The organism is Telluribacter roseus (assembly GCF_017355915.2).
In the GTDB taxonomy this organism is placed as follows: domain Bacteria; phylum Bacteroidota; class Bacteroidia; order Cytophagales; family Spirosomataceae; genus Telluribacter.
Map to the genome: position 1 here is coordinate 174,130 of NZ_JAFEUV020000011.1, position 23,085 is coordinate 197,214.

The following is a 23,085-nucleotide window of genomic DNA, read 5'->3' on the forward strand; positions in this document are numbered from 1 at the left end:
GACTTTCCTCAATGAAAGCCTGCCTGATATACTATACATTCCAAACAAGATTAAGTGGGTTTATACCCCGGAGTTTACAAAGTAAAATTCCTGCAATTTAACGGATTGTTTAGAAAGAGTAGCGGGTGGGGCATCAGTACGATCTAATATTGAAGCCATATTCTCACCTGGGATAGTAGGGCATAACGATGAACAAGAAGCCCTCTCCAAGCTGCCTCCCCGCACCCAGCAGGCTTACTACCTGAACCGGGAGCAGGGTATGACCTACGGAAAAGTAGCCGAACAGTTGGGTACTTCCATCAAAACCGTGGAGGTACAGATTGCCCGGGCTCTATCCATCCTGCGCCATGAGCTGGTGAGCTTTATGCACTAACACTACTTGCTGGCTATGACCCGCTGGATAGATGGCTTGTAGAGTTGTACCTGAAAGAGTTTGACCTTGTCTGAATTACGGGATACTACTATATACTTATCATTCAGTACTACTATATCCTTACAGTCTCCTTCCGCTACAAATCCTGTTTTTAAATATAACTGGGGTGTAAAACCTCCCTTACTATCTCCTAGTAGTACCAGTCCTACGAAAGCATCGTATCTACCCATTACAGGCTCGGTGCTGTAATCATTGCCTACCAGAAGTGCATCCGGATGACCATCATCATTTATATCTGTAACAGCTATACTCTGAATAGGAGCAAACTGAGCCAGCAGCGGTAGCTTTTTGATGGTGAACTTTCCTCCCCCCTGATTTTCAAGATAGATACTCTCCTGCCAATGAGCTTTTGCAGTAGCTGAGCTGCGGATTTGTTCCTCGTTAAGTATATCTTGGATGGTAGCTTTGGAGTAGTTGCCATACGATTGGAAACGGGAACGCCAGGTAGGCAACTGCTCCATAAAAATATCACGACCAGCCATAGGTACCTCTTTGCCATTGGCCCAGTAAGCAGGAATAGCATCAAAGCTGCCATTACCGTCAAAATCCTTTCCGTAAACGGTCAGAGGCTCTTTTTCCGAAAGTCTGAAACGGGTGTTCAATCCCAAATTACCCACCATGAAATCTATGTCGCCATCCTGATCAAAATCAGCTCCCCTGATACAGTTCCAGAATCCTTCGGTAGCTTTTAAATTATGCTCAAAGGGAGTAAGACTTCCTTTGTTGTTTTTGAAGATCCGGATGGGCATCATCTCACCCACTACGACCAGATCCACCCACTGGTCATTATCAATATCCACCCACTCGGCATCGGTCACCATGCCTGCTTTCCGGATACTGGGTACGGTAGGGGTAATATCCGTAAAAATCCCTCCATCATTCCGGAGTACATACGAATTACCGGCTACCGGAAATTGGGAGGGGGTAAGCCGTCCCCCACGGAACAGATCCAGGTCACCATCGTTGTCCATATCGGCGGCTTTGATACATGATCCGCTGTGACGGATGGTGGGTAAGCGGTTGGGAGCCAACCTAAACCGGCCTTTACCATCGTTGAGGTAGAGCCTGTCCTGGAAGTACTGTGAGCCATCGGAGTACTCATTGGAGCCACTTACCAGGTAAAGATCCAGATCGCCATCCTGATCCGAGTCAAACAGAAGTACTCCCACATCTTCTTCATTTTTGACAGAAGTGTGGTTGGTCAGCTTCTGGGGTGAGAAAGAGCCATTGCTGTTCTGTACAAAAAACTGCCCCTCATGCAGGTAAGAACCTCCAATAAATATATCATCCAGACCATCCCCGTTTATATCTCCTTTTGCCATTTTGGGCCCCTGCTGCGAGAACCTGTGCGGGAGCATCCGTTCATCGTAGTTGTAATCCAGATACGGCTCATCCAGGTGCGTATACTGAATAAGATCGAGCTCCTGTACAAAGGGTTGGGGTTCAGCAGGTACTTGCTTACCCTTAAATGTTGCATTTTTATAATCGAGTACCAGGTGCTGATTGGCATTGACCCTTTCAAGCCTCTGTGCTTTTCCATCTGGCCAGTCGATCACCAATGAATCTATACGAGTAGATGTACCAAGCCCGAAGTAAAACCGGGGATCCACCGAGGAAGCATACCCACGTATCGGCTGCAGTACCTGCTTCTGCAACTTATCACTCGAATAAATAGTGACCGTGGCTCCCAGTCCAAAACGATTCAGGTCGGTTCCCTTCAGACTTAGCTGCAGGTAGTTCTTAGCCCTGGCATCATTCCGTAGTATGATTGCCTCTTCATTCACATTATTACTGACTATGTCTAAGTCACCGTCATTATCCAGGTCGGCATAGGTGGCACCGTTGGACAGGGAAGGTACTTTACCTGACCACTCCTCCGTCACATCCTCAAAAGTCAGATCGCCCCTGTTGCGGTAGAAAAAGTTGGAGTTGTTCCAGGAGGGTAGCTCTTTAACTTTATCTGTAATGTACTTCCTGAATGCCTCCAGGGTTGCATTTTCGGGATTATAGGACTGGTTGTATTTGATAAAGTCCAGGTCCGTTACATCCCGTAGGTACCCATTGGTCACAAACAGGTCTTTATAACCATCACTATCAAAGTCAGCCAGTAACGGAGCCCAGCTCCAGTCGGTACGGTGGATCCCCGCCAGTTGACCAATCTCCGCAAACCTCACCTGTCCATCGGGAGCTTTACCTAGATTAAGCTGCAGCATATTCCGCATAAACTGGGGTTGAAAGCCTTCCCGCATTTCCGTCTCATATTGCAGGTAATGGCCCCCGCCCGACATCCGCTTAAACTGCTCATCAGACTGGGGCAGCATATCCAGCTGTACCACATCCAGGAGGCCGTCGTTATTGAAGTCAGCTACCTCGTTACCCATACCAAACCGGCTGGTATGTTCGAAGTACTGTCCGGAAGCCTCGCTAAAGGTGCCGTTCTGGTTATTGATGTACAGGTGGTCGTTGGTCAGGAAGTCATTGGAAACCAGCACATCATCGTACCCATCCTGATTAACATCGGCGATAGCCAGCCCTAAGCCATAGCCGTCATGCAGGATACCCGCTTCGCGGCTGATATCGGTGAAGGTGTTATTACCATTGTTCCGGTATAGCTTATCCGGCGTCAGACCAGTTCCGTCGTTTATCACTTTTACAATTTTATTGGTATTACGTTCCAGAGCGCTGGTAGTAAGCAGGTATACATCCAGGTCCCCGTCTTTATCAAAATCAAAGAAAGCGGCATGATTGGTAAAAGTAGTATCGGCCAGCCCATACGATGCTGCTATCTCTTCAAATACCGCATTGCCTTTGTTAATGTATAGCTGATTGGCTCTGTCTTCTCCTCCGTAGTTACCCGACTTGCTCACGTATATATCCAGCAGGCCGTCCGCATTAATATCCGCCATTGTGACGCCCGTTGACCATCCCCTTTTGAGGATGCCTGCCTGCTCAGTGATGTCTTCAAACTGGAGGTTACCCTTATTGATATACAGCCGGTCACCCACCATATTGCCGGTGAAGTACAGGTCAGGTAGTCCGTCGTTATTGATATCGCCGCAGGCTACCCCGGCTCCGTTATAAATGGGGTGAAAGTCGAATACATTATGATGATCATCTTCCCTGATGGTGTTCTGAAACCTGATCCCGGTATGCGAAGAAGGTAACGAGGTAAATAAGGTATCGGTAGCCTTAGTACAAGACACCAAAGCAAGGAGTGATAAAAGCGGGTAGAGGGTGGATCTCATGGTAGGTAGGGATCGTATCAAAGAAAGGCAGAAGAGTTACTTTCTGCCTTTCTGTTTATTACTTATAAGAGGAAATGCTACTTGGGATACTGAGTCAGGTTGGGCATTATTGATAATTCAGAAAGGGGTACCGGGAAATATTCATGGGTACCCTTCACAAAACCCTTTTTTCTGAGTACTTCCTCCGCTTTTCCCCAGCGTGACAGATCAAAGAAGCGGTGCCCCTCAAACATAAGCTCCAAACGACGTTCCAATCTAATAATATCGCGTAGGCTGGCCTGGCTGGTTTCGGTTACCGGCTGCAGTCCCGCTCTTTTTCGTACCTGATTGAGGGGTACCAGGGCATCCGCCCCCCGTCCCAGCTCGTTCAGGGCTTCTGCCTGATTAAGCAATACCTCACCAAACCGTATGATGGGTACATTGACATCAAAGTTATTGACATCATTGATGTCCCTGCCCTCCGGCAGAAACTTACGAACATTGGCATTATTGAAGAAAGTAGGTCGCATCGGTGGACTTGGGAAAGGCTTAGCTCCTTTACCATCCACATCGATCATATCGGCGGGTTGTGCGCCTGCTACCAGGATAGATTTTCTACGCTGATCGCCTTCGGGGAAGATGGTCGTAACTTCCTTACTGGGAGTATACCAGTTGGACCAGCCAATGACCGGGCTCCACATAGCGGCAATAGAGCTTTTGGTTTCAGCGTTCCAGTAGCCGGGAGCAAAACTCACCGACTGAAACTCCATCAAGGCCTCGGGGCTGTTTTCGGCCTTGCCATTGAACAGGGAGATGTAGTCACTCACCAGGTTATACCGTCCCAGATCTACCACCTGCTTGGATGCGTCAGCCGCCTGCTGCCACTTGTTCTGGTACAAGTACACCCTTCCCAGAAAACCCAAGGCCGCTCCGCGGGTAACACGACCGATGGGGTTGCTTTCGGCAATGGGTAGATTGGGGATAGCGCTTGTCAGATCGGCTTCTATCTGCTTATAAATCTCCGCTTTATCGGTTCGGGCCAGCTGACGGTACTCCTCCGGCTTCAGTACTTTGGTCATGAAAGGTACATCCCCGAAGGTGATCACCAGGTTCCAGTAGTACAGAGCCCGCAGGAAGGTTGCCTCCGCCAGGTACTGCTTTTTCAGCGCTTCATCCATGTTAATAGCGGGTACTTTTTCCAGAAAAGTGTTGGCTCTGAATATACCGGCGTAGCAGTCGTACCAGCGCGACCGGATAAAGGGATTATCGGGCAGCCAGCGGTAGTCACTCACGGCTTTGAAGTGAAAACCATAGTCTCCGTTATCACCCGTTTGTTCATCAATGTTATCCGACGAACTTTCACCCAATACAAATATGGATTCGCGGTAAACGCCCTTCCGGCTGATGGGGTCATAGACTCCGGTAAGGGCTTGTTCGGCATCTTTGGCAGTCTTGTAGAAGTTCTCGTCAACGATGCCGTTTTTGAATTGCTTGGTCACAAACTCCTCATTGCAGCTTGCCAGGAGCATACCCACCAGTGCCAGCAGACAGTATTTTATTTTTTTCATTACACAAGTCGATTTGCAGTTAGAAATTACATCTTACCCCCAATGAGGTAGTACGAGCCTGAGGATATAAATCCTGGTATACGCCGGCGATGGCACTGTTGTTACTATCCAGCCCCACCTCGGGATCTATACCCGAAAACTTCGTCCAGATAAAGGCATTCTGTACGGCCAGATACACCTGCAGACTCTGGACGGCCTTAACTGGAATCGTATAGCCCAGCTGGATATTGCGGAGCCGGACGTAAGAGCCATCCTCGATCAGGTGCGAGCCCAGACGCGTATTCGAGTTGGGATCAGTGATGATCGGGCGGGGAATGGTATTGCTGGTACCCGGTCCACTCCAGGCATTGACCACGGTGGATGATTTATTGAAAGCCCTACCCGAAGACTCCAGGATAGAACGGGCTACGTTGAAAATATCATTGCCTTGTACACCGAAGAACTGCAGGTTCAAGTCAAAGCGCTTGTAGGAGAAGTTTCCTCCCAATCCAAAGGTAAACTTAGGATTAGGGTCTCCGATGATCGTTTTGTCCGCATCCGTGATCCGTCCGTCGCCGTTCAAGTCTTTGTACTTAAAGTCACCCGGGCCCGTACGGGCTACCTGATAGGGCGTTTCAGGATTGCCGTCTATACCATTCGCCGCATCTACCTCATCCTGATTCTGGAAAAGCCCCTCCGTCACCAATCCGTAGAATACCCCCAGGGGCTGTCCCACCCTGATTAGCGTCGAACCACCCGAACCGGAGTAGTTGAAGGGGAAGATGTCTCCTCTGGCTCCCAGTGATATCACCCTGTTGTTGAAAGTAGTCAGGTTGGCGTTGATGCTGTACTTAAATTCGCCCTGTCCCTTGCGGTAGTCCATGCTGAACTCAAACCCTTTGTTTCTGAACTCTCCTGTATTCTCAGTAACCGTACTCAGACCGGATACACCCGGCAGGTCAAGGGTCAGCAGCATATCCGTGCGGGTACGGTTAAAGTACTCTGCCGAGAAGCTGATGGCACCGTTCAAAAAGGATGCTTCAATACCGGTATTATATTCGGATACTGTTTCCCATTTGATATCCGGGTTGCCCAGGTCACCTAGCGCCGCTCCCAGTGAGGTAATGGCCGACTGGTTGCCAAAGGCGTAGTTATATCCCGACTGTACCCGGGCCAGGTACCTGAAGTTACCAATGGCGTCCGAACCTACCTGACCGTATCCGGCTCTAATTTTCAAATTATCAAGGAAGGTAGTCTTGGGGAAGAAGGCCTCTTCAGATATCCGCCAGCCGGCCGAAATAGAGGGGAATACCCCGAACTTCTTATTAGGTCCAAACTTCGAGGACCCATCCCGGCGGATATTCATCGTCAGCAGGTACTTGTCATTGAAGTCGTACGTAAGTCTTCCAAAAACCGACGCCAGCGACTCCTCCGAAGAACCCGTACTGGTGTTGATAGACTTCATACTCTGGCTGTTGATCTCGGTGAAAGCGTCGGTATCGTATCGGCCCGACTGGAAGTTGCCGCGGTACGAAAGATCCAGTGCCGTGGTACCTACCAGAGCTCCGATGTTGTGCTTGCCGAAGCTCTTGTTATAGAATAAGGTATTTTCCCAGATCCACTGCCGCGATATAGAGTTACCTACCGACAGGTTTGTCAGGCCTCCTGAATTGATCAATCCATACGACCAGATGGGGTCAAACCGGTAGTCATTCCCGAACATAAAGTTGGTAGAGAAGCTAGTCCGGAACCTGAGGTTCTTGATGGGCTCGTATTCCGCGTACAGGTTACCTATGACATCGTACGATTCATTGAGTACTTTGGGCCGCAGAACCTGTGCTATGAAGTTTTCTCTGCGCTCCAGGCGGGCATCGGTAGGACCGGCAAAGGTACCATCCTCATTGTAGACCGGCATGGTAGGTAGTGCCTGATACAAGTCAGTAAATGCACCGTGGATGAACCCACGGTTACCGGCACCGTTATCACGTCTGTCAATGCGGGAAAACATAAAGCTGTTGCCCACCTTGATCTTGTCATTGATTTGATTGTCTGTATTGATCCGGATAGACATCCGCTCAAAGTGGGTTTTCAGCATCATCCCGTTATTCCGGAAATAATTGGCCGAGATGTAGTACTTGTTTCGGGCCGAACCACCTGCCAGAGATATCTGGTGGTCCGTAATGGTACCTTGTTTGGTACCTGCCGATAGCCAGTCAGTACCCTCACCCAGTGATTGCGGATCAGGGAAAGGAGCGTTCTGACCAGCTGCCGTAAATGCCGCATTCATGTTTTGAGCAAACTCCATGGCATTCATGGGACGCGGCATCTTACGGGAAGGGTTCTGGAGGCCATAGTAGGTGGAATAGCTCACTTGTGGCTTACCGGTTGTCCCCCGTTTGGTCGTGATCAGTACTACCCCATTAGCCGCTCTGGCACCGTAGATAGCCGTAGAGGCCGCGTCCTTCAGGATATCAATGGACTCAATATCATTAGGATTGATATTAGCCAATGCGTTAGCATTTTCATTACTTCCCGGGTCCCTCTGTACACCATCGATGATGTAGAGCGGGTTGGAGTTATTGATGGCTCCCACTCCCCGTATACGTACTGAGATACCCCCACCAGGCTGGCCTCCGTTAGAAGTTACATACACTCCCGGCACCTTACCCTGTAGGGCATTATCAAAGCTGGGTGATTGTACTCTGGCTATTTCAGCCCCTTTCAGGGATGAAATAGAGCCGGTAATATTACTTTTCTTTTGCTCACCATAGCCCACTACCACCACTTCATTGAGTGTCTTATTATCTGCATCCAGCGTAACATTGATCTGAGAGCGATTACTAACAAGTACCTCCTGCGTCACATACCCTATATAGGAGAATATCAGCGTGCCATTGTTGGGGGCGCTGATTGTGTAGGTACCTTCCGATCCGGTTATGACACCACGTTGGGTACCTTTTACCAGTATATTCACTCCTGGAAGGCCCGATCCGTTTTCATCGGTTACCCTACCGGTGACCGTTATATCCTCCGCGTTGAGCCCGGCTCCCGTTACTCTAAGGTTGATAGTGCCGGACGAGGCTACTTTGGGGGTGTCATCAGATGCCAGGGTGTAGCCCGAGAGTACGACCGTACAGACTAGCTGTAGGGCCGTCCATCTCATAGCAGTAACCAATGACGAACCTGTCTGTACATGTTCTTTCATACGTTTTTACTGTTTAGATAATGGTAAAGGTGTAGGTGGATTGGCACTAGTGTATTTTCTTAGACATCTACTGTTCCGCTTCAATTATGACAATGGTATGATCATACTGATATTCAGTCTTTTCATCATGCTGTTGTATCCAATCGTATACGTAAAACAATGGAAAAAACCGATGGAGTAGTTTAATTAGATTAGCCTCTTTTGATATTATATTAACATGAAATTGGCTTTATCGGATATCAACTCATTTAATTGGTCGGTATGAAACCTCAATTACTTAAAGTACCCGTAGCCACCGAATGCTCCTTCAGCGTGCGTCAGGATGTGGTGCAGTACTTCTATAATAAATGGCACTATCACCCTGAGATAGAACTGGTGTACATAGAAGAAGGAAGAGGGACTCAGTTCATAGGTAACAGCATCCAGAATTTTGAAGCGGGTGACATACTAGTGATCGGTTCCAATCTGCCGCATTACTGGCGCTGCAATCAGGAATATTTTGAACGGGATGATTTGGTAGCCAAAGCCACTGTTGTGCATTTTCAGGAGTGCTTCTGGGGAAGTACCTTTTTGAAACTCCCTGAAAACCGACGGATCTATCACCTCATCGAGCAATCCAAACGAGGCATTCGGTTAAATGGGCGGGTAAAAGAGAAGATTAAATACCTATTGAAGCAACTGCTAGTGGAAACGGGTTCCAGCAGGATTATATTGCTGCTGCAGATCCTGACTGACATCGCTCACTCGGAAGATCTTGAGTACCTGTCTAATGTCGATTACCCCAGGTACTTCGATGAGACCGACACCGAGCGTATTAATAAAATATACACCTACTCACTGGCTAATTTCCAGCGGAAGGTCACCCTGGAAGAAATAGCGGCGGTAGCTCATATGAGCCCCAACTCATTTTGTCGCTATTTCAAATCCCGGACTGGCAAAGCCTACTTCCAGTTTTTGCTGGAGCTACGGGTGAACAATGCCTGCAAACTCCTGGTGGAAGAAAAGCTCAGTATAGCTCAAGTGTGCTTTGAGAGTGGTTTCAACCAGTTTTCTGGCTTTAACAGGTACTTTAAGCAGATCACTGGCAAAAGTCCAACCCAGTACCAGCGATCATTTGTAAAAGGGGTTTGAACTCCAGTACCGGAACAGGTACTACAACCCTCTCCTTTCCAGAATCTGAATCATATTGCCATCCGGGTCCATGGCGCTTCTTACCTTGCCGCCACCGATGGCTTCTACTACCTCACCGGTCCATACTACGCCTTTGGTATCCAGGTAGGCAATCGCATCCGCAATACTGGCAACGCGAAAGGCCACGTGTGACCAGCCGGGGGTCCAGGTGGTGCGCTCGGGGCGTTGGGTACTATCTCTGGGCATGACTTCCAGCAGCGTACCATCCGGGGCTTTGAGCATCCATACGGGCTTGGGGTCGTGGTACCACTTCTGGTAGCCAAGTACCTCGCAGTACCAGTTGGCCAGTGCTTCCACATCCTCGGCGGCTACGGCCGGGTGATCTACTCCCAGGAAATCCAGTTTAAGCGTATTCTGCATATTTCTGTTTAGTGATTAGTCCGCGCAATATAGCAGTTACCCGTTCATCAAGCCTAATAAATCCTCTTTTGTAAGCGATTTAAAGAAGCTTTCATCGGTACTGATCAGGTCCATGGTCAGCCTGGCTTTATTCTGCTGCATCTGCATGATTTTCTCTTCCACCGTATCCGGACAGATCAGCCTTACGGCAATGACATTCTTCTCCTGACCTATGCGGTAGATCCGGTCGATGGCCTGATTCTCTACCGCAGGGTTCCACCACGGATCCACCAGAAACACATAATCGGCGGCCGTCAAGTTTAGACCCGTACCACCAGCTTTCAGGCTGATCAGAAACACCCGTGTCTCTTCGTCCTGCTGAAACTGTTCGATCACCTCTGACCGGTTGCGGGTACTACCCGTCAGGTAAGCGTGCTTGATTTTCTCCTTGTTCAACTCCTTCCTGATCAGGTCCAGCATAGACACGAACTGGGAGAATACGAGTACCTTGTGTGCTCGTGAAATACCCCTCAGCTGATCCAGCAGCCGCTCAATTTTGGAAGAGGTGTCTCCATGTATTTTTTCGTCATTGAGCAGCAGGGGTGAGTTACAGATCTGCCGGAGCTTGGTAATGCCCCGCAACACGTGCATTCCGTTTTTGGTTATCTCATCTTCGTTGGTTGCTGAGATGTAGTCCCTGAACTCCCGCTCGTAGGCATCGTACACCTTACGCTGCTCGGCCCCCAGTTCACAGTATAGTACTACCTCCGTTTTATCTGGCAGCTCGCTGGCTACTTCTTTCTTGGTTCTTCTGAGTACAAAAGGTTTTATCAGATCCTGTAGGGCCTCGGCACTCCGCTTCTCCTTGAAGCGGTCGATGGGGATAGCGTAGGTATTTTTGAAATAGGTCCGAGTACCCAGCAGGCCCGGGCAGGCAAACGACAGCTGCGCGTAGATGTCAAACGTGTTGTTCTCAATAGGGGTACCTGATATAGCAATCCGGTTACGGGATTGGAGCAAACGGGCGGCTTTGTACCGCTGGGAGGAGATATTCTTGATGTTCTGAGACTCATCCAGAAAAACGTAACTGAACTCGTACCCTTTCAAAAAGGTAACATCCGAAATAAGGGTACCATAGGAGGTAATGACAACATCGTATTCATCAAATGCCTTGGTATTTTTGGCCCGGTTTAATCCGTGCAGTACCAGTACCTTTAAGGAGGGGGCAAACCTGCTGATCTCCTCCTCCCAGTTATGAATGAGCGAAGTAGGTACTACCAGCAAGTGGGTAGCCCTGCCATATTTCTCACGAAGGTGTAGCATGAAGGCTATGATCTGTACAGTTTTTCCCAGACCCATATCATCCGCCAGGCATCCTCCAAAACCAAAACTATCCAGGAAGTTTAGCCAACTTAATCCCTGCCACTGGTAAGGCCGCAGGGTAGCTTTAAGATCCTTGGGCAGGGGTACAAGCGCTATGGATGTAAAGTTCGAAAGCTTTGACTTGTATTGGTTGATTTCTTCCCTGACCTGCTGGTCCACCATATGGGCCTCAAACAAATTTTCTACGGCAGTGAAATTAGTCTTTGGTATATGAATAGCCTCTTCAGTCAGCTCGCCGCTGGCAAAATAGGCTTCCAGCTTACTGAGCCACTCTTCCGGCAGAATGCCCAGGGTACCATCATCCAGCTGGACAAACTTCGACTTGTTCTTTACCGACTTGTGCAACTGCTTCAGGGAAGCCTTCTTGCGGCCAAAGCGTACATCCACCAGGGCATTGAACCAGTTTAGGCCGCTGGCAATGTAGATGCTCACTTTTGCTTTGTGAGGATTCAGCTTGTTGCCTTTCAGTTCGTTAAATCCAAGTACGGTGATACGGGCAGCCGTCCACTCCTCAAAAGCATCCAGAAACCAGCTTTCGTCCAGGAACCGGGTCTTGTGCAGGTAGAAGTACTGGAGCGGATTTTCCATCTGCTCCCAGAAATCAGGGTGCTGCTGGATCAGCAGGGCGATGAATTCGTCCTCTGCCCGACCATCCCGGGTCACTCCGAATAGATTCCCTCTGATGTCCTGGGTGTAGATCTGCCGCTTGGTCAGGACAGGAATATCAATGTCGCCGTACCGCATCACCGGATTGATCAGTACATACTCACCCAGATCGGACAGGTAAATAAACTTTTCCGGCGACTGATCGAATCCTCCCCCCTTCAACTGTGCTTTGGTTGCTGGTTTCAGGTACCCGTGGTGTACCTGTACATGGGTTTCCAAATTGGCCAATACCTCTAGCTGAAACTGCAGTAAAGCATCGAGATCTAATTGAATAGCGTTGTCATGCCTGATAAAGTAAGTGATGGCATCTATGACGTTGCTGTTCTCAAACAGGTACCAGTTGCTATCAAGTACTAGGAAATGGTCAAATCGGAGGGAGACGCGGGTCAGGGGACAGTAGGCATCATCCAGCTTCAGGTCACTGTGCACGTGGTAGTATTTCTCACCCAGGCTGATCTGTACCTTAAAATCTACCTGAGGCCGGCTGAGCTGAACCGGCGACAGAGAGCGGGTGGTGATCTTCTCGGAGACGCTACTATCGTGGAGGTAGAACTCGTACTTCAGGGGATTATGGATGAGTGCTTTTAGCCCCTCGGCATCAGCTATTGACTTTTCGTAGTAGGTTTGAAACTTGATGATAGCCGCGTAAAACTTCAGCTCTTCGGGGCTCCTGGTATTCCAGATCAAGTCCACGGGGTTGACTGGTATAAAAGGAGCCCGCAGTTCGCCCTTATCGCTGAGCTGACAGTCCATGAGCTGCGCGTTGAACAGATCATAGTACTTATGCTTCCCAATGACAACGATTCGTTTGGCAGCAGGGGCATCCCCGGATACCCCGCCTTTGGTCGCTAGGTACTTAAGTAGAAACTCCTCATCAGAGGGTTCTGTACTACCGGTACTACTGGTATTTTTACCCTTTCCGAATGGTTCAAATGGTTGTTTTGGATGCATCAACACGTATCTTTCTTTCAGGTTATACAGAACCTGCGCTTAGCTGGACTTCTGATTCTACAAAGTTACTCGCAAACAACCTATCGGTATATGCCTTTACATGTAATAAAGCTGTACTCATACAAGTAGTACAGCTTTATTACATCAATAGGTATTGATCTTAACTGACTGAATAGTACATTATCATTCAGCAACAATAACTCCTTCCAGTAATTTGCCACCTGGGGTACGTAATCCATGAGCTGGAGTTTCTTTACCATGGAAGCACATCGTACCAATATACTTATAATGACCAGGTCTTGAAGGATTCAGAGTAATAAGCCGTTCTCCGCTTGCTATCACGGTATGTACTCCAAGATCATCTATATGCAGTGCAATGGCAAAGGGAGATTCATTTTTCACTTTCATCACTACTGGTTTACCGGCTTCTACATGAATCGTCTCTTCCGGATTAAGCATTGTCAAAGTTGGGATTCCGGCGCTGACACCCGTCAGAGCAGTTTTGCTATCCGGTAAAAGGTAGTATAAAAAATATACACCAAGTACCACTCCCATAAGCATATATAATGATCTGCCGGCCCACCGGCTGGCTACATGTTCAAAGCCACTTCTGTAGTTGAAGATTAAAGCAAACACTCCGGCCACCAGCGTAACAACAATCAAAGCCAGAATGACTGTTGTCAGATAGAAATCAGGACCTCCCGCGGCCGCACCCATTACGTTAAGGATTCGCTCAAAGTTGAAAAAGGATTTCTATTAGAGCAAAAGTAACAGCAAGGATCGGAGTCCATCGCCAGCGGGTAAATAACATTACGAATGCAAACGTAAAGGCAGAAATGGTAAAGATGATAGGGGGTGAAATGGCAAAGAGTCCCGAAAGTGATACATTGAACACCAGAACGAGCATCCCGATAAAACCAACTCCGATGCCAATAAGTCCATACGCAGAGAGGGTATGAAAGTAGCCTTGCTTACTTTTTGTTGTTGCTGGTTGTGCTTCAATAGAAAGTTGAGTAGTACTTGTTAAAGTTGTCATTTGTTTAGCTGTTTTTTGGGTTTGATACATAATTTGAACCAAATGTAAGTGGTCCCAAAACGCTAAACCTGGCTTTTCGACCTATCTAAAGTTAAGGCTGACACTCATCATAACTAGTAAGTTCTGCACCCGTAATTGGCGATCAACGGCGTTCGTCGACAGTGGGTTGTTGTCTGGCTATAAACCCATCCAATCTATTGTAAAAGAAGTATTGATCCGCTTATTTAGAGTGATTGTATCATATAATCCAATCCTAAAAATGGCTGTCACCCATACGAGTTTTTTTCTGTCTGATCGGCCTGCCTACCGTCTGCGCCGCCACCTCACTTTTTGGGTGGTGGTAGTGATGTTTTTTACGGTGGTATCGGGCACTGGTTATATGGGTATTGAAGGCCGGGGAAAATTCCCGTTATACATTATCTATAAGATTGGCTTCCTTGAAACCATGATCGTTTTACCCGTCATGCTGTTTCTTTGTTATTTCAGCATTTACCTGGTCATACCACGTTTTCTACTTAAAGGGAAATATAGCCAGCTCCTGATCTCTGTTGTAGGCACTCTGGTACTTGCTACGATTCTCTATACATTCCTGGCCTACTTTCTATTAGTTCCATTACGAACTGCTCATCAGGTGCCAGGTGCTAATCTTCCATTCCTGTTGCTTAGCATGGGACTACTATCCGGATTTAGGGGAGGTATTGCGGTAGCCGGTTTGGCCGTTGCTATTAAGCTCACCAAACAATGGTACTTCCAGAATCAGCAGTACCAGCAATTGGAATCGGAAAGACTTAAGGCAGAGCTTCAGCTCCTTAAAGCTCAGCTTCATCCCCACTTCCTGTTCAACACGCTCAATAACCTATACTCGCTCACGCTGATCCAGTCTGAAAAAGCGCCTGATGTAGTACTTAAGATTTCAAGCTTGCTGCGACACGTACTCTACGAATGTGATATCCCTAAAGTACCATTGCGTAAAGAAGTGAAACTGATACAGGACTATGTTGAGCTGGAGAAAGATCGCTATGGCAACCGTCTTGATGTTTCTATGAGTATAAGTGATAATTTGAACAATAAGGTAATTGCACCACTTCTGCTTATCCCTTTTATTGAAAACAGCTTTAAGCACGGTATCAGTGAACAGCTCGATTTTGGCTGGATAAATCTGGAGCTGACGGTTCAGGGGAATACCATGAAGTTTAAGCTAATGAACAGCATCAGTGAAAACAGCCCCGAATACCAGGCTTCTATTTCCCCCGGAGGTATTGGGCTGGAGAATGTTCGGAAGCGTCTGGAGCTGGTTTATCCGAATAAACATGAGCTTAAAGTAATCAGTGAAAACGGGATGTACATGGTATCGCTTGTACTCGAACTGGAGGAGGAAAAACCCGAACACGTACTAAGTAACACCAATGATCCGGGATTGATAACAACATCTACCCATGCCTGAGGAGAATAAAAAAATACGTTGTCTGCTGGTCGACGATGAGCCACCTGCCCTTACGGTACTGCAGTCACACATTACATATGTACCAAACCTGGAAGTGGTAGCCGAATGTCATAGTGCTATGGCCGCCTTTGGAGTACTGCAGCAGCAAGCTATAGACCTGATGTTCCTTGATATTAAGATGCCCCAGCTATTGGGTACCGATTTTCTAAGATCACTGCGAAATCCCCCTAAGGTAATCTTCACAACCGCCTATAAAGAATTTGCTCTTGATGGATATGAACTGGATGTAGTAGACTACCTGCTCAAGCCTATTCCCCTGGAGCGTTTCCTGAAAGCTATTCAAAAAGCAGTTCCTTGGGGTAATCAGCCTTTACCCTCCTTACCGTCCCTCGAACCATCAACTCCATCAGTCGCCGATAAATACCTTTACTTCAGGGCAGACCGAAGGATGCTGAAGGTGATGCTAAAGGATATCCTCTATATTGAGAGTTTGAAGGATTATGTAAAAATCATGACACCCAACGGCCAACTTGTAGTAAAGCAAACAATCAGCTCCCTTGCCGAGATGCTACCGGAAGACCATTTTCTACGTGTTCACCGGTCATATATCGTAGCATTGGATAAGATCACCTCCTTTTCGCAGGGACAGATTTGTGTCAATCATGTAGAAATACCTATTGGCAGACACTATAAACAGATTGTTGATCGTGTTCTTGCCTGATCCACCTTTACCTGGATATAAGAAACCAATGTTTGTTCTAGAAATTGCAAAGTGCCTGTCTCTGCTGTCGCTACTCTTAGCATCTGAGTATCCGATTTTCCCTATAAACATTTCAATCCATCAGCCAGTTGATAGGGGAATAGATACGAACGCCGTATCCATTTCCACACCTGAAGTACCTGGTTAATCAGGACATAAGTTCAACTAACAAACCGGATAGCATATGTCAAGTCACTCATCAAAAACAACGACGGATCTGAAAGAAATTCAGCAGTGGGCCGAGCAGCGCCAGGGCAAACCGGCCAAAGTAAAGGGAGCGGGTAATACCGATGAAGGCGAAGGTCTAATCAGGATTGATTTTCCCGGATATAGCGGAGGCGACTCCCTGGAAGAAATATCGTGGGAAGAGTGGTATGAGATATTTCAAAAAAATGGTCTGGCCTTCCTCTACCAGGAGGAAACCAAAGATGGAGACGAAAGCCGCTTCTTCAAGCTGGTCAATAACAAATAGATCAAACGACCCATTCACCAAAGTACCTGATTAAGACCAGGTACTTTGGTGAATGAAACGCAACTGGTAACTTTATCCTCAGCCAAACTATACCCGTTGCTTTACTCCGGATGCAACCAGTGCTTCGGCAGGTACTCAAGTACTCCGAGGCATACATTAACTCTACTGGTCACAACTGGGTCCGCTCAAAGGGGAATTTCCTATCTTAGTGATTTCAATCAGATATGGCTTTTACTCTTATTGGTATTACTCCGGACTCATTAACTACTGACCAGTGGCAGCTTGTTCCGGCCCTATTTCAGTCCGGCCTTTCCTACCTGTACGTACGTCAGGCGTATTCCGAAGTACTTTCAACGACCCTGGCGCAGGACTACTTACGGCCCTTCCAGCGGCAGTTGATCATACCCTTTGCCGTTCCTGATCAGCCTTACTTACAGCACTGGAAAGAGGCAGACCGTCAGGGAGCAGCCCCACATAGCCGGGCCTTTTCTACGAGTATCCACGAGCTGGCCCAGTGGCCCCAACTGAACGGGCGGTGCGAACTGGTGTTTTACAGTCCATTATTCGCAAGTATCAGTAAGCCAGGATACGGGCCCGCACTACCCTTATCAGATCAAGCGGCTACCATCCGGAACCTGAAACAGAAGGAAGAGAGACTACCCCGGTTGATTGGACTGGGTGGTATACATGCCGGAACTATTCAGCAGGTAAAGGAAGCGGGTTTCGACGGGGCAGCAGTACTGGGAACGCTGTGGCAAAGCCCAGACCCCGTCGAGACCATTCAGCAACTGTCAAATCTGGTCCACTAGGTAGGCATGAGGCTCCAATCCCAGTCTTTCCAGACCGGCTCGTAGCCAGCCCTGCGTATCACTTCTGCCATCTCGGCGGGGGAACGTTCATCCGATATTTCAAACTGCTCGAGCGATTGCGGCTCCACCACATATCCCCCCGGGTTGGTTTTCGAGCCGGCACTGATACTGGTGATTCCCAATCGGATGACATGGTCACGAAAGCGGGGACTTTCGCGGGTCGAGAGTGATAGCTCCACATCACGATTAAAAAGCCGGTATGCACAAATGAGCTGAACCAGCTCGCGATCGGTCATACATTGTCCGAAATCGCGGGAAGTAACTCCCTCAGCACCTAGTACATCAATGGGCCGCAACCGGGGGAAAGAGATGCTGTACCGGGTTTTCCAGTACATTTTTTCGAGGTAGTTCAGATGCAGTGCCGTAAAAAAACTGTCGGTGCGCCAGTCGGACAAACCCAGTAATGCGCCCAGCCCAATCTTGTATATACCCGCCCGTCCCAACCGGTCAGGCGTTTCAACCCGGTAGGTGAAGTTGGCTTTCTTGCCTTTGGGGTGATGCTTTTTGTAATTCTCCTGATCATAGGTCTCCTGATACACCAGCACGGTATGCAGCCCTTCGGCTACCAGCTCAGCATAGTCTGGCTGATCGAGGGGTTGTACCTCCATGGAGAGATGGGCAAATTGCTCCCTGAGCAACTGTATGGCCTTTTTCAGGTAAGGTACCCCTACGGTCTGGTTCGCTTCACCCGTTACCAGCAGAACATGCTCATAGCCCATCGCCTTCAGCGCATCGGCCTCCCGCAGTATTTCCTCATCCGTCAGCGTGCGCCGCCTGATCTTATTATCCAGGCTAAACGCGCAGTAGGTGCATATATTCTGACATTCGTTTGAGAGGTACAGCGGGGCATACAGCTGCATGGTTTTACCAAAGCGCTGCTGGGTCAGGAAGTGACTCTGGCGGGCCATATCCTCCAGATAGGGGGCGGCCGCCGGTGAGATCAGCGCCTGAAAGTCGGCCAGCGTGCGGTCCGTACTGGCCAGTGCCCGTTCGACATCACGAGCGGTTTTGGTGTGGATGGCCCGTTGTGCCTCCGCCCATGAATAAGTAGTTAGTACTTGGCTGAACATACTTAATCTTCCAGAAATGCGGTGAATGGGCTACTGGCGGAAGCGGTGGCCGACGAGGCTCCAAGCCTGGCTTCATAGGCCAGTCGACCGGCCTCGACGGCCATCTTGAAAGCAACCGCCATCTGTACCGGATTATCGGCTACGGCAATGGCTGTATTGACCAGTACTGCATCGGCACCCATTTCCATAGCCGCCGCAGCGTGGGAGGGGGCACCAATACCGGCATCTACCACCACGGGTACCTGGCTTTGTTCAATAATGATTTCCAGAAAATCAAGGGTTCGTAAGCCCCGGTTAGAGCCAATGGGAGCTCCTAGGGGCATCACAGCCGCCACCCCTACTTCCTCCAGTCGCTTGCACAGCACGGGGTCCGCATGGATGTAAGGCAGCACCACAAAACCTAGCTTCACCAGTTCTTCGGCCGCTTGTAGTGTCTCGATGGGATCGGGCAGCAGGTAGCGCGGGTCAGGATGTATCTCCAGTTTGAGCCAGTTGGTTTCCAGCGCCTCCCGGGCCAGTTCGGCAGCAAACACTGCTTCCCGAGCAGTCCGTACCCCCGAGGTATTGGGCAGCAGATGGATATGGGGCGCCTTCAGGTGCAACAGGGTATCATCTGTAGCGTCGGTGATGTCCACCCTTTTCAGTGCGACCGTCACCAGCTCCGAGCCAGAAGCCAGGAGCGCTTCTTCCATAAGGGGTGTTGAGCTAAACTTGCCGGTACCCGTAAACAGGCGGGATGTAAATGTTCTATTGGCAATACGTAAGGGTTGTGGATTCATGGTTGTGAATGTTTAAGAATAAACCGGCTTTATAGCCTCCCAAAATGCCGGAACCTGCCCGGGTATATCTCGTGTAATGGCACCCGAAACGGCTATGCCATAGGCCCCAGTTTGAAGTATAGCCGGTACATCAGCCACTTCGATACCGCCAATCGCGATGATGGGTATGGATATACTATCCTGCCCACAGGCAGCCAACAGCGCGCTGTATCCTTCCAAACCCAGAATGGGGCTAAGGTTCTCCTTCGTCACCGTAAATCGGTAGGGTCCCAACCCGATATAATCAGCCCCCGCTGCATAGTGGGTCCGGATGTCTTCTAGGGTATTGGCCGTACCGCCGATAGTCACCGACGCCCCCAGCAACTGCCGGGCTTCGGCTACGGGCATGTCCTGCTTACCCAGGTGTACCCCATCGGCTCCGATTTCTCCGGCCAGTTGTACGTTATCATTGATGATCAGGCGAGCCTTGTACTGGCGGCAAACAGCCAGCGTTTCCAGCGCCAGTGCCATCCAGTCAGCTAGAGACCGGTTCTTGACGCGCAACTGTACCCAGTTGACTCCGTTCCGGCACGCCAGGTCTGCATCTTCGGGACGAGAGGTGATGTATTGTAATGGACTTATCTTCATAGGAACGATTCATTACCTGTTGGTAGCAATGCAATAGGGATGAAGTGAAATAGATCAGGTAGCTTGATTGGATTGAGCCGTTGCAGCAGCCGGTCCAAAGACCAGTCGCATAGGCTGTACCTCATTGCCTGAAGTCCATTAACCACCCTGCGTTGCCTGTATAAGCGTTACGGAATCGTTTTCCTGAAGCTGGGTCTGCTCCCAATGCGCCCGTGGCACGATGCGGCTATTGTGAGCGAGAGCAATACCCTTTCGGTCGGTGAGACCCAGACTTTCCAGCAGCGCCAGCAATGTACCGGGCGGAGGACATTCAACGGGTTTGAAGTTAAGTTTTACTTGCATAGTTTGGCAACCGGTTTCAGTTGAGCCAAACGGCAGGGGAAGATGTTGAGACAGACTACAAACAGCTGTGCAATGGGTGCACGGCGTCCAGTCAGTATGTTCACTTTTCCCTTCGCAGGCATTACCCTGTTCAGGTTCAAAGGGTATCATCTCAGCCCGCCCTACGGCGGACACCCCTAAAGTTTGGTTTGTGATTAAGCTGCAGCAAATGTAGTAAAAATGGTGAAGGAGATAGAGGTAGGTGGTAAAACTTTTATTCGATTGCCGCAGCCGTTGTTGTTCGAATAAGAATACTAAGTAGTCAGAAACATTCCATTTCTGTTTCCCTTCATTGCCTTACAAGTTTTGGAAACTACCGATCCCAGAAGCACACATACAAGTAACCCTACCAGACGATACCACTCAATAAGAAGTACCCAATAGGCTATGTACTGTAAGTACTTAGCTGTACTTTTAACGCAACAAGTAGCAGTTACAAAAAGAGTAACCTCTCAAAAATAGGGTACCAGATGAAGTGACTCATCATCCATACCTGCCAATGAGGGCTTTTGACTTACACACTATCAACGATACTACTATGCCTACACCATTAGATCTTCTGGAACCAGATCGTCCTGATACAATCGCAGGGGCTCGATCACTTATCAATCGCGCCATACGGGAGGGCGTAACCTACTTTCCCTCACCCATTAGCTGGCGTGATGAGGTACTGTATTTTTTACTACCCGATCGGTTTAGCGACGGACAGGAGGCAAATCGTCCACTACTAACACGTGACGAGATCAAAGAGCTACGCCAGACGGAGGTACGTGAAGACTGGAACTGGCAGCAATGGGCTGAATCGGGCTCACGCTGGCAGGGGGGGACTATCAATGGTATCAGGGGGCAGTTGGACTACCTGAAAGGATTAGGTGTAACCGCCATCTGGATTGGACCTATATTCAAACAGCGGGTAGGATTGAACTCGTACCATGGCTACGGTATACAGGACTTTCTGGAGGTAGATCCACGCTTCGGTACCAGAGAAGATCTGGTAAATCTGGTGAGTGAGGCCCACGCCAATGAAATACGTATAGTATTTGACGTTATTGTGAATCATTCGGGTGACAACTGGGGGTATGTCAAGCCAGAGAATGAGGTTGATCAGGCCGAGAATGAACCGCCCTACAAAGCCTGGCCCAACTACTACGGTTCTCCTGATTTTGAAGATACGAGTGGGTGGAAGCTGGCCTGGAGAAATATAGCCCAGAAAGGCTTTACCACGGAACCGGCGGATATCGCTTCCATACACGAAGGCGTATGGCCCCGCGAGCTGCAAAGGGAGAGCCTGTATACCCGGGCGGGAATGGGTAGTTTGGGTGAGTCAAGGGACATTGCAGATCCCCGAGCCGAACACAAGCGTACCGATTTTCTTTCGTTAAAAGACTTCGCTCTGGATGTACCGGGTACACTTACGCACCTGATCCAGTGTCTGCAGTACTGGATCGCCCTTACCGATTGCGACGGTTTCCGGATTGATACCGTGAAGCACATGGCGCTGGAAGAAACCCGCAACTTCTGCGGTGCCATTCGCGAGTTTGCGGATCTGATTGGTAAGCATAATTTCCTGCTGATCGGTGAAATAGCCGGAGGAGACAACTTCCAGGATGCTGTCATGGACTTCACAGCCATGATGGAGCGGAACCTGAACGCGGCGCTGGATATTGGTAGTGCCCGACTCACCCTGAACTCCGTGGCCAAAGGGTTGGATAGAGGAAATACCTACTTCGACATCTTTGACCGGCAAAGCCAGGGTTTTGAGTCCCACCGTAGTTTTGGTGACCGGCACGTATCCATCCTGGACGACCACGATCACGTATTTGGCAGTAAGATCCGCTTCTCTGCCGAAGTACCCGATGATTTCGCGGTAAAGGATTATTACGTGACGATTCCCGTGGCCATTCAATTTTTCACGTTGGGGATTCCCTGCATCTACTATGGTACCGAGCAGGCGCTGGCTGGTCCGACCAGTTCGCAGGTAAGCTTCCTGGATGGATGGCGCTCCAACGACAGGTACCTACGCGAAGCCATGTTTGGTCCCGAACATCCGCGGGCCAATGCAACAGAGGACCTGGAAACACAACTCCATGAGCAGGATACTACCTTACCTGGATTTGGTCCGTTTGGTACCGCTGGCAAGCACTGCTTTGATACAGGAAGCCCGGCCTACCGACGGATCCAGAGTCTCGGCAAAATAAGAGCTGCCCACTCGGTACTCCGGCTCGGACGCCAGTACCTGCGACAGATACAAATTCCCGGTACGGGCTTTGAATTTCCGAAAGCGGGCGAACTGGTAGCCTGGTCACGCATCCTGCATAATCAGGAGGCGCTCTGCATCGTCAATCCCAATGGAGTTGATGCTCGTGGGGGTAATGTAGTAGTGGCCGCCGAACTGTCCCAGCCCGGTGCTGAATTTGTAGTCATTGCCAATACAGCCCAAACGGCTGCTAACGGAGCCTACACAGGCACTCACGCCATAGGTTCAAAGGTAACCGTAAAAGGACAGGCCGGAGAAGCAGCCTATGTAGAGATTCGGGATATACAGCCAGCGGAAGTACTGATTCTGATCAAGGATACCTTTGCCTAGGCAAGATTAAAGGTCCGGAAGTTGACTATGAATCAAATATTGAACCAATAGATAATTTTTACTTTATATTTTTTTGATAGGTGGATATACTTGTGGTGTAAGTACTATTATTATTTCACAC

Annotated in this window: 18 protein-coding genes and 1 riboswitch; of the genes, 7 read left to right on the forward strand and 11 right to left on the reverse strand. The window is 49.1% G+C overall.

The genetic code is table 11. The annotated features are described in order from the left end of the window. The first annotated feature begins 172 nt into the window (after window positions 1–172). Window positions 173–373, forward strand: coding sequence for a sigma factor-like helix-turn-helix DNA-binding protein (locus tag JTN23_RS19230; RefSeq protein WP_310586732.1), 201 nt, complete (start codon window positions 173–175; stop codon window positions 371–373). Window positions 374–375: 2 nt separating this feature from the next. Here the strand turns inward: JTN23_RS19230 and JTN23_RS19235 are convergent, their stop codons facing one another. From JTN23_RS19235 to JTN23_RS19245, 3 genes are all read right to left on the reverse strand, one after another. Further along, window positions 376–3,678 (reverse strand): VCBS repeat-containing protein, encoded by a 3,303-nt coding sequence (locus tag JTN23_RS19235; protein WP_247236656.1) that lies wholly within the window; start codon window positions 3,676–3,678, stop codon window positions 376–378. Window positions 3,679–3,755: 77 nt separating this feature from the next. Continuing rightward, on the reverse strand, window positions 3,756–5,225 hold the full coding sequence (locus JTN23_RS19240; RefSeq protein ID WP_247236657.1) for a RagB/SusD family nutrient uptake outer membrane protein: 1,470 nt from the start codon (window positions 5,223–5,225) through the stop codon (window positions 3,756–3,758). A gap of 19 nt (window positions 5,226–5,244) precedes the next feature. Further along, on the reverse strand, window positions 5,245–8,409 hold the full coding sequence (locus JTN23_RS19245) for a SusC/RagA family TonB-linked outer membrane protein (RefSeq protein WP_247236658.1): 3,165 nt from the start codon (window positions 8,407–8,409) through the stop codon (window positions 5,245–5,247). Window positions 8,410–8,670: 261 nt separating this feature from the next. Between JTN23_RS19245 and JTN23_RS19250 the strand changes: the two genes are divergently transcribed. After that, on the forward strand, window positions 8,671–9,540 hold the full coding sequence (locus JTN23_RS19250; protein WP_247236659.1) for an AraC family transcriptional regulator: 870 nt from the start codon (window positions 8,671–8,673) through the stop codon (window positions 9,538–9,540). A 21-nt stretch (window positions 9,541–9,561) separates the two neighbouring features. On the opposite strand, the gene JTN23_RS19255 is transcribed toward JTN23_RS19250, so the two are convergent. The 4 genes from JTN23_RS19255 to JTN23_RS19270 all read right to left on the reverse strand — a co-directional run bounded on the left by JTN23_RS19255 (window position 9,562) and on the right by JTN23_RS19270 (window position 14,005). Continuing rightward, the gene (locus JTN23_RS19255; protein ID WP_247236660.1) at window positions 9,562–9,960 is read right to left on the reverse strand and encodes a VOC family protein; all 399 of its coding nucleotides are present in this window, start codon (window positions 9,958–9,960) and stop codon (window positions 9,562–9,564) included. A 36-nt stretch (window positions 9,961–9,996) separates the two neighbouring features. After that, window positions 9,997–12,939: a DEAD/DEAH box helicase gene (locus JTN23_RS19260; protein WP_247236661.1), complete on the reverse strand. Its 2,943-nt coding sequence runs from the start codon at window positions 12,937–12,939 to the stop codon at window positions 9,997–9,999. 183 nt (window positions 12,940–13,122) lie between these two features. Beyond that, window positions 13,123–13,656, reverse strand: a complete 534-nt coding sequence (locus tag JTN23_RS19265) for a cupredoxin domain-containing protein (protein ID WP_247236662.1) — start codon at window positions 13,654–13,656, stop codon at window positions 13,123–13,125. 16 nt (window positions 13,657–13,672) lie between these two features. After that, the gene (locus tag JTN23_RS19270; protein ID WP_247236663.1) at window positions 13,673–14,005 is read right to left on the reverse strand and encodes a hypothetical protein; all 333 of its coding nucleotides are present in this window, start codon (window positions 14,003–14,005) and stop codon (window positions 13,673–13,675) included. A gap of 229 nt (window positions 14,006–14,234) precedes the next feature. Here JTN23_RS19270 and JTN23_RS19275 point away from each other — a divergent pair, with 229 nt between their 5' ends. The 4 genes from JTN23_RS19275 (at window position 14,235) to JTN23_RS19290 (ending at window position 17,460) form a co-directional block, all read left to right on the forward strand. Continuing rightward, window positions 14,235–15,419: a sensor histidine kinase gene (locus JTN23_RS19275; RefSeq protein ID WP_247236664.1), complete on the forward strand. Its 1,185-nt coding sequence runs from the start codon at window positions 14,235–14,237 to the stop codon at window positions 15,417–15,419. Next, window positions 15,412–16,140, forward strand: a complete 729-nt coding sequence (locus JTN23_RS19280; RefSeq protein ID WP_247236665.1) for a LytR/AlgR family response regulator transcription factor — start codon at window positions 15,412–15,414, stop codon at window positions 16,138–16,140. The genes JTN23_RS19275 and JTN23_RS19280 overlap by 8 nt, the downstream gene beginning before the upstream one ends. A 223-nt stretch (window positions 16,141–16,363) precedes the next feature. Further along, window positions 16,364–16,651, forward strand: a complete 288-nt coding sequence (locus JTN23_RS19285; protein ID WP_247236666.1) for a hypothetical protein — start codon at window positions 16,364–16,366, stop codon at window positions 16,649–16,651. Window positions 16,652–16,875: 224 nt separating this feature from the next. Further along, window positions 16,876–17,460: a thiamine phosphate synthase gene (locus tag JTN23_RS19290; RefSeq protein WP_247236667.1), complete on the forward strand. Its 585-nt coding sequence runs from the start codon at window positions 16,876–16,878 to the stop codon at window positions 17,458–17,460. Here the strand turns inward: JTN23_RS19290 and thiH are convergent. From thiH to thiS, 4 genes are all read right to left on the reverse strand, one after another. After that, window positions 17,457–18,590 (reverse strand): 2-iminoacetate synthase ThiH, encoded by a 1,134-nt coding sequence (thiH, locus tag JTN23_RS19295; protein WP_247236668.1) that lies wholly within the window; start codon window positions 18,588–18,590, stop codon window positions 17,457–17,459. The genes JTN23_RS19290 and thiH overlap by 4 nt on opposite strands. A 2-nt stretch (window positions 18,591–18,592) precedes the next feature. Beyond that, window positions 18,593–19,369, reverse strand: a complete 777-nt coding sequence (locus JTN23_RS19300; RefSeq protein WP_247236669.1) for a thiazole synthase — start codon at window positions 19,367–19,369, stop codon at window positions 18,593–18,595. Window positions 19,370–19,381: 12 nt separating this feature from the next. After that, a complete protein-coding gene (locus JTN23_RS19305; RefSeq protein WP_247236670.1) occupies window positions 19,382–19,996 on the reverse strand; it encodes a thiamine phosphate synthase in 615 nt (204 codons plus the stop codon). 138 nt (window positions 19,997–20,134) lie between these two features. Next, window positions 20,135–20,338 (reverse strand): sulfur carrier protein ThiS, encoded by a 204-nt coding sequence (gene thiS, locus JTN23_RS19310; RefSeq protein ID WP_247236671.1) that lies wholly within the window; start codon window positions 20,336–20,338, stop codon window positions 20,135–20,137. 90 nt (window positions 20,339–20,428) lie between these two features. Next, window positions 20,429–20,526, reverse strand: a riboswitch (TPP riboswitch). 389 nt (window positions 20,527–20,915) lie between these two features. On the opposite strand from thiS, the gene JTN23_RS19315 reads away from it, so the two are divergent. Then, a complete protein-coding gene (locus tag JTN23_RS19315) occupies window positions 20,916–22,964 on the forward strand; it encodes an alpha-amylase family glycosyl hydrolase (RefSeq protein ID WP_247236672.1) in 2,049 nt (682 codons plus the stop codon). The last annotated feature ends 121 nt before the right edge of the window (window positions 22,965–23,085 follow it).

Coding starts and splice junctions, on each gene's coding strand:
- thiH (WP_247236668.1), bottom strand. CDS start 18,590: ATGTTCAGCCAAGTACTAACTACTTATTCATGGGCGGAGGCACAACGG.
- JTN23_RS19315 (WP_247236672.1), top strand. CDS start 20,916: ATGCCTACACCATTAGATCTTCTGGAACCAGATCGTCCTGATACAATC.
- JTN23_RS19240 (WP_247236657.1), bottom strand. CDS start 5,225: ATGAAAAAAATAAAATACTGTCTGCTGGCACTGGTGGGTATGCTCCTG.
- JTN23_RS19245 (WP_247236658.1), bottom strand. CDS start 8,409: ATGAAAGAACATGTACAGACAGGTTCGTCATTGGTTACTGCTATGAGA.
- JTN23_RS19280 (WP_247236665.1), top strand. CDS start 15,412: ATGCCTGAGGAGAATAAAAAAATACGTTGTCTGCTGGTCGACGATGAG.
- JTN23_RS19235 (WP_247236656.1), bottom strand. CDS start 3,678: ATGAGATCCACCCTCTACCCGCTTTTATCACTCCTTGCTTTGGTGTCT.
- JTN23_RS19275 (WP_247236664.1), top strand. CDS start 14,235: ATGGCTGTCACCCATACGAGTTTTTTTCTGTCTGATCGGCCTGCCTAC.
- JTN23_RS19300 (WP_247236669.1), bottom strand. CDS start 19,369: ATGAATCCACAACCCTTACGTATTGCCAATAGAACATTTACATCCCGC.
- JTN23_RS19260 (WP_247236661.1), bottom strand. CDS start 12,939: ATGCATCCAAAACAACCATTTGAACCATTCGGAAAGGGTAAAAATACC.
- JTN23_RS19305 (WP_247236670.1), bottom strand. CDS start 19,996: ATGAAGATAAGTCCATTACAATACATCACCTCTCGTCCCGAAGATGCA.
- thiS (WP_247236671.1), bottom strand. CDS start 20,338: ATGCAAGTAAAACTTAACTTCAAACCCGTTGAATGTCCTCCGCCCGGT.
- JTN23_RS19250 (WP_247236659.1), top strand. CDS start 8,671: ATGAAACCTCAATTACTTAAAGTACCCGTAGCCACCGAATGCTCCTTC.
- JTN23_RS19290 (WP_247236667.1), top strand. CDS start 16,876: ATGGCTTTTACTCTTATTGGTATTACTCCGGACTCATTAACTACTGAC.
- JTN23_RS19270 (WP_247236663.1), bottom strand. CDS start 14,005: ATGTATCAAACCCAAAAAACAGCTAAACAAATGACAACTTTAACAAGT.
- JTN23_RS19265 (WP_247236662.1), bottom strand. CDS start 13,656: ATGGGTGCGGCCGCGGGAGGTCCTGATTTCTATCTGACAACAGTCATT.
- JTN23_RS19255 (WP_247236660.1), bottom strand. CDS start 9,960: ATGCAGAATACGCTTAAACTGGATTTCCTGGGAGTAGATCACCCGGCC.
- JTN23_RS19285 (WP_247236666.1), top strand. CDS start 16,364: ATGTCAAGTCACTCATCAAAAACAACGACGGATCTGAAAGAAATTCAG.